Source organism: Methanoculleus sp. UBA208, assembly GCF_002498065.1.
GTDB lineage: Archaea > Halobacteriota > Methanomicrobia > Methanomicrobiales > Methanoculleaceae > Methanoculleus.
Window position 1 is genome coordinate 1 of record NZ_DAFZ01000012.1, and the last position, 12,905, is coordinate 12,905.

At 60.0% G+C, this 12,905-nt stretch carries 11 protein-coding genes and 1 pseudogene; 1 reads left to right on the forward strand and 11 read right to left on the reverse strand.

The genetic code is table 11. From position 1 onward, the window contains the following. The 11 genes and pseudogenes from BRA62_RS00835 to BRA62_RS00885 all read right to left on the reverse strand — a co-directional run. Positions 1–847 (reverse strand): annotated as a pseudogene (locus BRA62_RS00835) (methyl-coenzyme M reductase subunit beta); the annotation flags it as partial. Positions 848–1,210: 363 nt separating this feature from the next. Continuing rightward, the gene (locus BRA62_RS00840; RefSeq protein ID WP_292364161.1) at positions 1,211–2,017 is read right to left on the reverse strand and encodes a formylmethanofuran dehydrogenase subunit C; all 807 of its coding nucleotides are present in this window, start codon (positions 2,015–2,017) and stop codon (positions 1,211–1,213) included. Between the two features lie 10 nt (positions 2,018–2,027). Next, positions 2,028–3,734: a formylmethanofuran dehydrogenase subunit A gene (locus tag BRA62_RS00845; RefSeq protein ID WP_292364162.1), complete on the reverse strand. Its 1,707-nt coding sequence runs from the start codon at positions 3,732–3,734 to the stop codon at positions 2,028–2,030. A 3-nt stretch (positions 3,735–3,737) separates the two neighbouring features. Continuing rightward, positions 3,738–5,051 (reverse strand): formylmethanofuran dehydrogenase subunit B, encoded by a 1,314-nt coding sequence (locus tag BRA62_RS00850; protein WP_292364163.1) that lies wholly within the window; start codon positions 5,049–5,051, stop codon positions 3,738–3,740. After that, positions 5,048–5,449, reverse strand: a complete 402-nt coding sequence (locus tag BRA62_RS00855) for a molybdopterin dinucleotide binding domain-containing protein (protein WP_292364164.1) — start codon at positions 5,447–5,449, stop codon at positions 5,048–5,050. The genes BRA62_RS00850 and BRA62_RS00855 overlap by 4 nt, the downstream gene beginning before the upstream one ends. A 25-nt stretch (positions 5,450–5,474) precedes the next feature. Next, the gene (locus tag BRA62_RS00860; protein ID WP_292364165.1) at positions 5,475–5,900 is read right to left on the reverse strand and encodes a hydrogenase iron-sulfur subunit; all 426 of its coding nucleotides are present in this window, start codon (positions 5,898–5,900) and stop codon (positions 5,475–5,477) included. Next, the gene (locus BRA62_RS00865; RefSeq protein WP_292364166.1) at positions 5,901–7,922 is read right to left on the reverse strand and encodes a CoB--CoM heterodisulfide reductase iron-sulfur subunit A family protein; all 2,022 of its coding nucleotides are present in this window, start codon (positions 7,920–7,922) and stop codon (positions 5,901–5,903) included. Positions 7,923–7,933: 11 nt separating this feature from the next. Continuing rightward, a complete protein-coding gene (gene hdrB, locus BRA62_RS00870; RefSeq protein ID WP_292364167.1) occupies positions 7,934–8,836 on the reverse strand; it encodes a CoB--CoM heterodisulfide reductase subunit B in 903 nt (300 codons plus the stop codon). A gap of 4 nt (positions 8,837–8,840) precedes the next feature. Continuing rightward, entirely contained in the window at positions 8,841–9,422 is a 582-nt protein-coding gene (hdrC, locus tag BRA62_RS00875) for a CoB--CoM heterodisulfide reductase subunit C (protein WP_292364168.1), read from the reverse strand. A 10-nt stretch (positions 9,423–9,432) separates the two neighbouring features. Continuing rightward, positions 9,433–10,602 (reverse strand): 4Fe-4S binding protein, encoded by a 1,170-nt coding sequence (locus BRA62_RS00880; protein ID WP_292364170.1) that lies wholly within the window; start codon positions 10,600–10,602, stop codon positions 9,433–9,435. Between the two features lie 15 nt (positions 10,603–10,617). After that, a complete protein-coding gene (locus BRA62_RS00885) occupies positions 10,618–10,890 on the reverse strand; it encodes an indolepyruvate ferredoxin oxidoreductase subunit alpha (protein ID WP_214019326.1) in 273 nt (90 codons plus the stop codon). Positions 10,891–11,670: 780 nt separating this feature from the next. Here BRA62_RS00885 and fhcD point away from each other — a divergent pair. After that, positions 11,671–12,579, forward strand: coding sequence for a formylmethanofuran--tetrahydromethanopterin N-formyltransferase (fhcD, locus tag BRA62_RS00890; protein ID WP_292364171.1), 909 nt, complete (start codon positions 11,671–11,673; stop codon positions 12,577–12,579). Positions 12,580–12,905: the final 326 nt, after the last annotated feature.

Consider the following 12,905-nt stretch of genomic DNA (forward strand, 5'->3'; position numbering starts at 1 on the left):
CGGGGGCGATGACCTTGTCCTCAACGGCGCGCTCGACCAGACTCTGGACGACCGTACCGATGGTTCCGGATGCTCCGTTTGCCTTGACGAGGTCATAGACCAGGTTGTTCGCGTTCAGGCCCTGGTAGGCGTAGGTGAGCAGATGGGCGCGCTCGAACGGTCCGATGGCGTTACCCATCTCAAACATTCCTGCCTGCTCGAAGGTGGACGAGAGTGCGGCTCCCTGCATCGCGTTCTTGTTCGTGATCATCACGGCGTGGTTGACCGGGATGTTACGGAGCGCGTAGCCGAGACCTTCGTTGTTCTGGGGGATCGACAGGATGGACGTGACATTGGCACCGGAAAGATCCATCGTGTGCGGATAGGAACCCCAGAGTGCAGCCTTGACCATGGCCGCATCGAACATGCCGACGTCGAACTGCTCGATGATCGCGTAGGTTGCCGCGGATGCGACCGAGGTGATCGCTGCATCGTAGGTGGATGCCGCCTCGAGACGAGTCTTGGGAACCTCGACGAGGATCAGTTTGCCGCCGCCGAACTCACGGATGTTGGTGTCGTCGCCTTCCTCGACCTGGACCATCTCCTTGATCTTGGCGATGATGGCGTCCTTGTTGCCGACGATGTCGAGGTTCATCTCGCGCCCGAGGACCTGTCCCTTCGCTACCTTTCCGGCCTTCAGGCCTTCCTGAACGCCTCCGAGGTTGACTGCGACCGTCCTCTTGGTAAGGTCGATGAGTTTCCGGGTCGCCGGGTTGACCAGCGGGCTGATCTTCTCAAGCGGCACACCACTCTTCAACTGCTTGCCTGCATCATCGTACAGGTCAATAGTTTCCTTGTATTTTGCCATAATTTTCCTCCATTACCCTCTTTAAGTGCATACAGTCCGGTAATGTGAAGTGAACGCTAAAAGCATCGCTGACTGTGGCTGATGGTGACTACTGCACGTCCTCGTGGGACAAAAAGATAGTAACTTTCTCTGATGATATAAGCATTGCTATTTATGTCTATGATCAGATATATATCTGAAGTGCGATATTAAATATCTGCTGAATAATAGTCGATCGCACAGGATAACAAGAGTATCACGCCATCTCCCTGGTGGCATGATTTGTGCAAAATTGTGCTACTTCGTGTTACGATCATTCCGCCGACTACATCCAATCTCCGACAATCGGCATCGGCCTCTATGCGCGGCAAGAAAATAGGGGGTTCAGGCCCCGATCTGCTGGTAGAGTTTAGCGTAGATCGGCTGACCTTTCCTCTTTCGGTGGCGCTCCCCGAGGTCACCCTCGTAGAGAGCAAACCGCCCTTTGATGCCGTCCATCTCGATATCGACATCCTCGCGGTATGCGAAGCCCGGCATCATGACATCGATGTCGCCAAGGACATAGATCTCGCCTTCCACCATCTGGCCGCCCAGACGGCTCTTTGCATTGCCCTTGATGACGATCTTTCCGCCCTCGGCATGGGTGGCGACATGAACGTCTACGTCACCGCCGACGACGATCTCGCCGCCGTTCATGAAGGTGCCGAGATCGCTTCCCGCATTGCCCTTGACAACGATCTTGCCGCCCTGCATGCCGCGCCAGTCTCCACGGTACGCGGCACCGAGGTAGTTCCCGGCATTGCCGTTGATGACGAGCTCGCCGCCCTTCATGCCGGTTCCGGCAAAGGCGTCAACGTTCCCGTTCACCGTGAGCTTGCCGCCCTGCATCCAGGCACCGACGTACATGTCGGCGTTGCCGTTCACCACGACCTCGCCGCCGGCCATCTTCATGCCGATGTACTTGACCCGGGAGAGGTCGCCGTTGACGACGATCTTCGTCTCTTCCGGGGTTGCCCCGGCATTGCCGGAGACCTCGAAGAAGTCTCCGAGCCGGTGCTGCTCCCTTCCCACATATACGTGAAGGCCGGCGATCTCTTCCGCCTTCTTCCCGGCGAACGCATCGGGAGTGATGTTGTCGGCCTCGAGATACAGATCGGGCTGGTTCTTTATGGTGAGTGTAACAGTTTCCATCCTTCTCACCTCACTGTGTGGCATCAACCTCAATCACGTACGGGTTCGGGAGGTAGTGTCCGGTAACCTCGTAGTTGTTCAGGGTGACGGTGTAGTAGCGGAGGAACTTCTCCTTGACGTCACGCATCACCTGCGGGTTCTCGTTGACCTTTGCGTTCACCCAGAGCGTCCGCTTGTTGCCGTTGCTCGCGATCTCGTGGTCGCGGATGACCTGGACGCCGGTCTTGAAGAGGTGTTCCGCGTTCAGGAACGCCTTCTCGATGTCGTCGGGCGCGTAGGGCTCGTTCGGGTTGAAGTCGTAGACTGCAACATCCGCCTCGAGGCCGGGCGCAAGCCCGCCGTACATGTGCGAAAGACCGAGCGATTTTGCCGGTCCGGTGCGGGTCATCTGCGCGATCTCGTAGAGGCTGAGTTCGCGGTCGATACCGGCGACATTGGTCGCGTCGATGACCTTGTCCTTGTGCTTGAACGCGTCGAGCTGCTGCTCACGGGCCTCCTGGCTCATGAGCCACTTCATAACCCGCGGGTAGCGGATGAACGGCCCGGCGTTCGGGTGGTCGGTGGTGATGAAGACCCGCATCGGGTCTTTTGCGAGCAGCGCGAGTTCGAGGCCGATGCACCACTGGATGCCGCAGACCTTGATCCCGGGGCTGTAGACGTAGGGCACGACACCCGCGGCGGTCTCGAGCTCCACGTCGGCGTTGGCCCACTTCAGGTGGTTCAGTTCGGTGAGGTGGTGCTCGAACGGTCCGTCGGCGGTCATGGTCGTGGTCTCGTCGAGCGTCACCTGGCCCATGTCGATGGTGATGTTGTCGTGCGAGTTCACGTAGTCCATGATCTCCTTGGCCTTGGACTCCATGTTGCCCCAGTTGTCACCGCCGTAAGAGTGGAACTGGACGTGGGTGTGGTGCATCACCTGGTCGCGGCCGAACTTGCTGTTGGGCTTGATACCCTCCGAGAGCTGGAACGTGTCGAGCGTCGTCGTGTAGTTGCCGGGGTTGCCGAGGTTGTTCGCGTGCACGTGCATCGAGTGCGGGAGACCAAGGTACTCGTTCGCCTCGATGAGGCCCGTCACGATCTGGGCAGGGGTGATGTCGAAGTAGGGGACCGGGTCGTGCACGTTCTCGCAGTTCAGGCCCCATCCCCAGGCTTCCGTGCCGCCGGGGTTGACGACCTTGACCGCGTAACCCTTCGTGGCCTTGAGAAGCCAGGCAACGTAGGCGGCGGTGTTCTCGATCTCGTGGTTCTTGAGGTACTCGAGCACGAACCAGTTGTTCCCGAAGACCGGGTAGGCGCCCTGGTCGAGGATCGGCGTGTCCCGCATCTCCTCGTGGGTGTGCCGTGCGAAGAGCGGCGGCATGGCCGCTTCCATCACGGTCGTGTAGCCCATGCGGGCATAGTTGTAGCCGGTCCTGATTGTTGTCGGGACCGAGAACCCGCCCTGCATCCGCTCGATGCCGTTTCTGGGCTTGTAACCGAAGAGTTTGTCTTCGGGGCGGAAGTTGCGGCCGACGTTCACTTTCGGGCCGGCAACGTGGGCGTGGACGTCGACACCGCCGGCCATGACGGTCTTCCCTGCGGCATCGATGACTTTCGGGCTGCTGAGAGCAGTTGTCTCGACGATCTTGCCGTCCTTGATGGCGATATCGGCTTTATCGCCCTTGATCCCGAGTACCGGGTCGAAGACGAAACCGTTCTTGATAAGATACTCTGCCATCGCTTACACCCCCTGGATCTCCTTGACGCGTCCAAGAACGCGTTTCAGGAACTCTTCATCGGTCATCATGCCCTCCGGGGGCTCGACGACCTTTCTCGTCTCAATCGGCACGTTGTCCATCCGGTATGCGCATCCACCAATCTCGACGCCGACGAAGGCGACCGGGACGTGGACCTTGCAGACCTCGGTGGTCGGGGTCTCGTGCGGGTCGATCGCGACCGACGGACGGTTGTAGATCTTCTTCACCGAACTGAACGGGAAGTGCGCACCGGGGTCGCTTCCGAGGACGAAGACGGCGTCCACCTCGTCCCTGCGGAGCAGGTCGTTGGAGGTCGTCTCGCCGGGGTTGTAGCGGGCGAATCCACGGGAGAGGTCAACCGCGTAGGGGAACCCGAACAGCCAGCCCCAGACCTGGCCGGAGCCGGTGACGTTGTAGTGCCCGCGCATCGGCATGATGGCTGCTTTCGTGTACTCGTTTAAGTCGCGGGTGACCGCGATTGCCTCGTCGATGTTGTGGTTCTTCCCGAGCGACTGGGTCACACCCATACCGAAGAAGATGATCGCGAAACGGCCGCTCTTGAGCGTCTCAGCAGCCTCATAGATCTTCGCTTTCGGGATGCCTGCAACGACGTCGGGGAGTTTCTCACCCTTGAACGCCACGCGGAGCGCGTCGAGGAGTTCGTAGTCGCGGCCCTGCTCGACCTGCAGGTGAATGTCTGCAAGGCTTGCAGTGTCGGTGGGACGCGGGTCGACGACGATCACCTTGCGGCCCGTGTGGCCCTTGCCGGTGAAGAACCCGCGGGGGAAGATCGAGTAGCGGGACATGTGCCGCGGGTGGGCGTGCGCCGGGTTGCATCCCCAGAAGAGGATCCGGTCGGCACGGTTCTTGATCTCACCCAGCGTGCAGCTCGGGATCCCGATATCCTGGACCGCAATAAGGGATGTGCCGTGGCAGACGGTTGCCGTGTTGTCCATGACCGCGCCGACGGCCTCACCGATCTCGGACCCGACGGCCTGGGCTTCACAGTTCGTGGAACTCCAGCCGTACATCAGGGGCTTCTTTGCATCGGTGAGCATCCGGGCGGTGTACTCGATTGCCTCATCGTAGGAGATCTCTTTCCAGGAACCGTCTTCCTGCCGCATGCGGGGCCGGGTGATACGGTCCTTTGCCTGGGAGTGGAGGAACTTCTCGGCGCCGATGGCGCACGCGTTGTAGACCTCGTAGAGTTCCTTGCCGTCGTCACTGACGACGACCTCGAGGTCGTCGCAGAGCGTTCCGCAGAACGGGCAGATAACGTCGGTTACAGTCTTGGTCATGCTAGTTCACCCCTGCACCCCTTGCGCACCAGTTCCAGTGAGCCGAGGACGGGTTCGGTCTTGGCGACCTCCACCTCCACCGGCGTGCCTTTAAAGGTTGGCATGCCGGTCGAGTAGGTGTTCGGATTGACCACCATGTTCGCCCATGGCCCCATCGGTATATATGCTACACCGGGATGAGGACCCTGGGTTGCATCGACCGCTTTGACGACGACACTGCCGTAACTGCTGGTGACACGTACGTTCGTGTTGCGGTAAGCACCCAGCTTTTTAAAGTCCGCCGGGTCGAGTTCGATGATCCCGCAGGCGGCGGTGTAGGCGGGTTTTTCCTTCCCCGCCTCCATGGACACCCCCTGCTGGATCGTGCGACCCGTGATCAAATTCACTCTGATTGCCATTCTTGTTCATCCCCTGTCTAAGGTATTATCTGGCAAACTCTTTGAGCGGGCTTGGACCGAGCTCGTTGATGGTCTTGACGACGTCTTCCATGACCGTGCCCCACTTTGCACCCTCGGATGCGGAGACGAAGGTCATCCTGAGACGCTTGTCGTCAAGGCCGATGTTCTTGAGGACACTCTTCAAGAGGAACATCCTCTTGGCTGCCTTATAGTTGCCCTCAAGGTAGTGGCAGTCGCCGAAGTGACAGCCGGAGACGAGCACGCCGTCCGCCCCATCCTGGAATGCCTTCAGGATGAAGAGGGGGTCGACCCGGCCCGTGCACATCACACGGATGGCACGGATGTCGGGGGGATATTGAATACGGGCACCGCCGGCAAGGTCTGCACCTGCGTAGGAACACCAGTTGCAGATGATGGCGATGATCTTGGGTTTCCAGTTCTCGTCTGCCATTTACTGTTCACCTCCCAGGAGGAACGCATCGATCTGTGCAACGATCTGTGGCGTTGCGAAGTGCTGCATCCAGATTGCACCGCCGGGGCAGAACCCGCCGCAGGTGCCGCAGCCCTTGCACTTGGCTTCGGTGACCTGCATGACCGTCCGTCCGTCCTTCTCGACGAGCGAGAGGGCGCTGTAGGGGCACAGATTGACACACAGTCCGCATCCGGCACACTTCTCCTCGATACACTGGGCGAAGTAGGGCTCGAGCTCCACCTCTCCCCTGTGGATCGGGATGGATGCTGCGGATGCCGCACCCTCCGCCTGGGCGACCGTGTCGGGGATATCCTTGGGCCCCTGGCAGACACCGGCGAGGTAGACACCGGCAGTGGTGGTGCCGCACGGGTTCAGCTTCGGGTGGGCCTCGAGGAGCCATCCGTCCTGCGAGCAGGAGACACCGAAGAGTCTCCGGGTCTTCTCGGTCTCGGCGGTGGGCTGGACGGCGGCCGCGAGCACGACCATGTCGACTTCCATGTCGATGGGCCGGCCGAGGAGCGTGTCCTCTGCGTTGACGTGGAGGTTCTTGGTCACCGGGTCTTCGAGGATGTTTGCGACCCTGCCGCGGATGAACTTTGCACCCTCGTCCTGGATGCGGTAGTAGAACTCCTCGTACATCTTCCCGAAGGACCGGATGTCCATGTAGAAGATGTAGGGCACCACGCCGGGGATCTTCTCGATGATCTGGTGGGCGTGCTTGAGCGAGTACATGCAGCAGAACCGCGAGCAGTACGGCTTGCCGACGCCGGTGTTGTCACGGGAGCCCGCACAGAGGACGAACGCGACCCTCTTCGGGGTCTCGCCGTCGCTCGGGCGGACCAGGTGACCGCCGGTCGGGCCGGACGCACAGATCAGGCGCTCGAACTCGAGCGACGTGATGACGTTGTCGTAGTTCTTGTAACCCCACTCGAACTTCTTCTCGATGGGGAAGATGTCGTATCCCGTGGCGAGGACGACGGTGCCGACCTTGACGTTCATGAGTTCGTCCTTCATCTCGAGGTCGACCGCCTTCTTATCACCGCATGCCTCGACACAGAGGCCGCACTTGACGCAGGCGTCGAAGTCGACGGTGTAGATCAGCGGGGAGACCTGCGGGTGGTAGATGTAGATCGCCTTTCTCGGCGCCATGCCGAGCTCGAACGGGTTCGGCTTGATGACCGGACAAACGTCGACACAGTCGCCGCAGCCGGTACAGCCGCCGCCGACGATGCCGCGGGCTTCCGCCTCTTCTGGGGTGATGACACCGCGTGCCTTCTTCCGGAGGGTCACGTCGAAGTTGCCGATGTAGCCCTCGACCTGCTCGACCTCGGTGTAGGTGAGGAGCTCGATGCCTTCGTTACGGTAAACGTCCACCATCTTCGGTGTAAGGATACACTGCGAGCAGTCGAGCGTCGGGAAGGTCTTGTCGAGCTGGGACATCCTGCCGCCGATCGTGGGGCTCTTCTCCACGAGGTAGGTCTTGATGCCTGCGTTCGCAAGGTCGAGCGCCGCCTGCATCCCACCGACACCGCCGCCGACGACCATCGCCGCCTTCTCGACGGGGACGCTCTTCGGGACGAGGTCTTCAAGCAGGGAGGCCTTTGCCACGGCGATCCGGACTGCGTCCTTTGCCTTTGCGGTGGCCTCTTCGGGCTGGTGCATGTGCACCCACGAGTTCTGCTCGCGAATGTTTGCCATCTCGAACCGGAAGGGGTTCAGGCCGCCCGCCTTGGTCGCGTTACGGAACGTGGGCTCGTGCAGACGGGGAGAACAGGCCGCCACGACGACTCCGGTCAGTTTCTGCTCGTCGATTGCCTCCGCGATCTTGTTCTGGCCGGGGGTCGAGCACATGTACTGGTAGTCATCGGCGACGATGACGTTCGGGAGCGTCCTGGCGTACTCCATGACCTCCTTGACGTCGATGGAGCCCGCAATATTGGTACCACAGTGGCACACAAAAACGCCAATTCTTGGCTCTTCGTTCTTTTTGACTTCTGCCATGTATTTGCACCTCACAGGATCTTCTTCAGGAACGGCTCAACATCGATGGCATGAAGGTCGAGTGCGAGCTCGTCCGGGCTCATGCCCTGAGCCAGTCCCAGGAGTTCGTTGTAGTGCAGGACGGGGATGCCGTATTCGGCACCGAACTTCTCCTTGATCTCGATCTGACCGCGGTCGAACTGGAGCTGGCAGAACGGACAGACTTCGGTGACTGCATCGACGCCTACGTCCTGCATATTGATCATCTTCTCGTTCGTGATATCGAGCGCGTGTGCCAGATCGTATCCGCGGACACCGCCGCCGGCGCCGCAGCACTGCATCTTGTTGCGATACTGGACCGGCTCGGCGCCGAGAGCGGCGACGAGTTCTTCGATCCACATCGGGTTCTCGGTGTCACCGAAGTGCCGCTCCTTGCCGGGCTTCATCAGGTGGCAGCCGTAGTGGACGGCGATCTTCGCACCGGTCAGGGGACGCGTGATGCTGTCGGCGATCTTCTTGACGCCTACGATCTCGGGGTCGTAGTAGAGCTCGGCAAGGTGCCAGACGTCGACGGTTCCCTTGAACTCCATGTCGATCTCTTTGAGCACCTCGTTGACTCCGTCGCGGAGTTCGTCGTTGTGCTTCAGTTTGTGGTTGACTTCCCAGATGGATTTGTAGCACCCGTTGCAGACCAGGGCGATGTCCATGCCCATCTGCTCGGCGAGCACGACGTTCCGGGCCGCCATTGCGTACCAGACGTTTAAGTCGATCGAACCGAACGCACCCGGTGCCGGGCAGCAACTTGCGCCCTTAAGGGGGAGAAGGTCGATGCCGACGTTCTTGCTGGTCCGGATGGCCGCCGCCTCGATGCCGGGGTACCGGTTCGGGGCGATGCATCCGAGGAAGAATGCATACTGGTGATTGTTTCCGCTCATGGTTTCACTCTCCCTCCGCGAGGATCCTGTCCGCGTTCTCTTTCAGCCTGTAGTGGTCGAGGATCTTTCTGATACCGGGCAGGTACTCGGGGTACTTGTGCGTCGTCTCAGGCTCTTCCTCGAGGCCGAGTTTCTTTCTGGCCGCACGGTTCGCGTCGTTGTTCGGGACACCGTGGCCCGACTTGTAGATCAGCTGGACGGTCTGGAGGAAGTTGCGCGGAACGATGTCCCGCTTGAACGCCAGGTTCCGCATCGCCATGATCGCGTCGGTCGGCGCGAGGTCGCGGGGGCACCGGTCGGTGCAGCTGTAACAGGTGGTGCAGAGCCAGAGGTCCGGGTCGGTGAGGCACTCTTCCTCGAGACCGAGGACTGCCTTGCGCATGAACAGCCGGATACGGTACGAACTCCGCGGTGCCGAGGGGCACGAACCGGTGCAGGTGCCGCACTGGTAGCACATGTGGGCGGCCGTCTGCCCGATATTCTCAACTTCTTTGAGGAACTCGGGGTTGCTGTCAGGAGCGTAGTACTTCCTGTCCCGAAGTTTCTCAGCGAGATTCTGGTCCTTATAGTCTTTCTTCACTGCCATTGGCTATCCCTCATGCCTCTTCTGCTTCTCCCAGAACTTTGACCTCGACCTCTCCGGGGGCGGTCTCTTTGACCTTCGACGTCCTCGGGGCGAGCAGTTTCTCTTTGATCTGCTTGAAGAGATCCGTCTCCTTGTCCTGCATCCGGATACCAGTCCGCCGCAGGATGATCGCATCCTCGCTCGGGCAGGCGTTGACGCAGGCACCGCAGAGGATACAGAAGTCCTTGTTGATGGCGATGTTGGCCTCGACCTCTCCCTTCATCTCCTTTGCCGGGACGGGGGTGGGCAGGTAGAGCGCGTTGCAGGGGCAGACCTCAACACAGGTCGAACAGCCGCCGGGGCACTTCTCGGGGTTGATCTCAATATCTCCCTCGAAGATCTTCTCGACGGTGATTGCCTCCTGGGGGCAGGTCTCGACGCACCAGGTACAGGTGCAGCAGTTGTCCTGCTCGATGTTGACCTTGCCGGGCAGCTTGTCGCTGATGATCTCGCGTTCGAGGGTGATGCACTCCTGGGGGCAGGCCTCGACGCAGATGTTGCACCCGTCGCAGGTGGCCTCCTCCCACTTGACTTCCCCTTCGATCTTGCCGGTCTCGGGGTTCGGGGCGTTGCGGACCACGGTGATGCTCGGACAGAGCTCGCCGCAGATGCCGCAGACGTCGCACTTCTCGGTGTCGACGGCAAACGTCGTCTTGGTCTGCAGTGCAGCCTGACGCGGTTTGCCTTCTTCGTCGCTGCCCTCGAATGCGGGGACATCACGGTTGATGGCGTCCCTCGGGCAGGCTTCTTCACAGATGGTGCAACAGTCGCACTTCTCCTCGTCGATTACGGTGACCATGTCGTAGGTGGGGAATCCCTCCTTCTCAAGAATCGGGAGCCTCTCCTCCCCGTCAATCTTGAGCGTCATCGCGTTGAAGGGGCACATGATGACACAGACACCACAGTACGAACACTTCTCAGGGTTGACGTCGACAGGTTCTGCGTAGTCGATTGCCCCGCGGCGCGTCGCACCGACGGGTCCGAGCACGATTGCCTCTTCGGGGCAGGCGTCGACACAGATGCCGCAGCCAGTGCACGTCTCTGCGTTAAGGATCAGGTTGTTAACGGCCTTCAGGAGCCTCTGCTCCATGATGACGTTCTGTCCTTCCCGCGTTTTGGAATACTTTGGAAACAATGCCATATTCTAGTATCACTCCTAGGCTTCCACTTTTCGGGCCTTCGCCCGGCTCTCCCACGGTCCTGCAAGCTTGATAACCCCATAGGGGCACGCCTGGACGCATACGCCGCAACCGGCGCAGAGCTCGGAGTTGAAATCAAGGATGACGGCTTTGCCGTCTTTGACCTTGTAGATCTTCTCCTTCGTCACCGGATCTTCGGTGTAGAGCTCGAGAGCGTCGACCGGACATGCCACCACGCAGTTATTGCAGCCTGTACATCGTTCCATATTGATGTGCAATGCAAATGCCATGGTATCACGCACCAGATCTGATCGATTAAAAATCGATATAAAAAGAATTGTCAAAGAATATACATAAACTTTCTGAAATCCGGCAGTCTTATATTCCAGAACTATGATTATTCGTCAATTTTTATAAATTAAAACGGTTGTTATGTTAATCCGATGTTCAAAATCTCGTCGTCAAACGCACTTTCGGGGGTGAAGGGAAAAGGAAAACCTTAAATTATAGATCGGGGTTTGTGATGAAAATTGGTGGCCGATTTGACCCGGTAGCGTTGAGAGCGGCCCGGATAGCCTCGCTGGCCGTGCGTAACCATATCACCCCTCCCGATAGTGTCCCACCCGGCGTTGCGCGGTGTTGAGAGTAACCGTTTCTGTATCCGTTGGTTCTTAGCACTCCGTGATGGATGCCCGGGCTCGCCGGGAAGGACACACCCGGATCCTGTGCCCGCGATCCCGCTTGCCGCATCCGGGATAGCGCCGCCGGACAGGCCTGCCTGCCCGGGGCATGCTTAACCCGGTCCCTGCTGGTGGTATGGGTTGCATGGCCGTTTCACGCCTGGAAGGTGCAACGGGGGAACCGCGGGGTGTCCCGGGGTCCTCTTTCCCGGTTCCTTTTACATTTACCTGCCGGGAGGGCGGATGTCGGTGGATAAACGGGGCCGGAGGGCGGCCGCGCGGTTTGGATTCCCATGACTGTCCGGCACCGGCCTGCTCGGCCGCCGGGAAAAAAAGAAACCTTATTCTGTCCACATCGTAACATTGTAGCAAACGAGGTGTATTCTGTCCATGGAATTGAATGGCGTTACTATCGATGATACCTATGCAGAGGCGTTCCCGACCTGGGTGGCACGGCCCATAATCACCGCCGTCACCGAGGAGTGGGCATACAAGGCAGCAGTGGAGGCCGTCGGCTTTGCCACTTCCACCATCGGGTGTCCGGCAGAGGCGGGTATCGACTGCTTCGTCTCCGCCGACGAGACCCCCGACGGACGGCCCGGTTATGCAATCATGATCTGTGCGAGCAAGAAGAAGCTCAAAGAGCAGGTCGTCGAGCGCCTCGCCGAGTGCATCCTCACCGCCCCGACGACGGCGGTCTTCGACGGTCTTTCGGACGTCGTCGCCGAGGTCCCGGAGAAGCTCCCGGTCAAGCTCCACTTCTTCGGCGACGGCTACGAGGAGAAGCGCGAGGTCGGCGGCAGGACCGTCTGGGCCATCCCGATCATGGAGGGCGAGTATATCGGTGAGGAAGAGTTCGGCGCCGTCAAGGGCGTTGCGGGCGGTAACTTCTTCATCATGGGCGAGAACCAGATGGCCGCCCTGACGGCCGCCCAGGCGGCGGTCGACGCCATCAGCGGCGTCTGCGGTGTCATCACGCCCTTCCCCGGCGGCATCGTCGCAAGCGGCTCGAAGGTCGGGAGCAACAAGTACAAGTTCATGGGCGCAAGCACGAACGAGGCCTACTGCCCGACCCTCCGCGACAGGGTCGAGAACAGCAAGGTCCCCGAGGGCGTCAAGGCGGTCTACGAGATCGTCATCGACGGCGTCGACGAGGACTCGATCAGGACCGCGATGGCCGAGGGCATCCGTGCGGCAAGCAAGGTGCCGGGCGTGAAGTTCATCAGCGCCGGGAACTTCGGCGGCAGCCTCGGGCCGTTCAAGTTCGAGCTGAAGGACGTCCTGGCTGAGTATCTCTAAATCTCTTTTTTTTCTGTTGTGGCGGCTTTTGAGGCTGGTGTCTGGTTGCTATTGTTGGCGGAGCCGTGGCCTTTGGGGGCAGGGCTGGTGAAGGTTTTCGGTGCAGTGAAGTTGATGTGACATCTGGAGTTTAAGCACCGTTACTCGGGTTGCAGTTACTGGGATGCCCAAATCGAGGCTTCGTTGGAGTGCTTAGTCCGTCGTACCGTAGCCAGCCGCAAACCTATAACACGGATTCCGTGGGGATATCGCCCCGCAGGGGGGTGGGGACAGGGGAGGGGGGAGACCCCCCTCAAAGCCTAACGGCTTCTCGTGCTCCGTTCCTG

Bases quoted from the DNA above. Each gene is read 5' to 3' on its own strand.
- BRA62_RS00860 (WP_292364165.1), bottom strand. From the start codon at position 5,900: ATGGCAGACGAGAACTGGAAACCCAAGATCATCGCCATCATCTGCAAC.
- BRA62_RS00885 (WP_214019326.1), bottom strand. From the start codon at position 10,890: ATGGCATTTGCATTGCACATCAATATGGAACGATGTACAGGCTGCAAT.
- BRA62_RS00865 (WP_292364166.1), bottom strand. From the start codon at position 7,922: ATGGCAGAAGTCAAAAAGAACGAAGAGCCAAGAATTGGCGTTTTTGTG.
- BRA62_RS00880 (WP_292364170.1), bottom strand. From the start codon at position 10,602: ATGGCATTGTTTCCAAAGTATTCCAAAACGCGGGAAGGACAGAACGTC.
- hdrC (WP_292364168.1), bottom strand. From the start codon at position 9,422: ATGGCAGTGAAGAAAGACTATAAGGACCAGAATCTCGCTGAGAAACTT.
- BRA62_RS00850 (WP_292364163.1), bottom strand. From the start codon at position 5,051: ATGACCAAGACTGTAACCGACGTTATCTGCCCGTTCTGCGGAACGCTC.
- BRA62_RS00855 (WP_292364164.1), bottom strand. From the start codon at position 5,449: ATGGCAATCAGAGTGAATTTGATCACGGGTCGCACGATCCAGCAGGGG.
- BRA62_RS00840 (WP_292364161.1), bottom strand. From the start codon at position 2,017: ATGGAAACTGTTACACTCACCATAAAGAACCAGCCCGATCTGTATCTC.
- hdrB (WP_292364167.1), bottom strand. From the start codon at position 8,836: ATGAGCGGAAACAATCACCAGTATGCATTCTTCCTCGGATGCATCGCC.
- BRA62_RS00845 (WP_292364162.1), bottom strand. From the start codon at position 3,734: ATGGCAGAGTATCTTATCAAGAACGGTTTCGTCTTCGACCCGGTACTC.
- fhcD (WP_292364171.1), top strand. From the start codon at position 11,671: ATGGAATTGAATGGCGTTACTATCGATGATACCTATGCAGAGGCGTTC.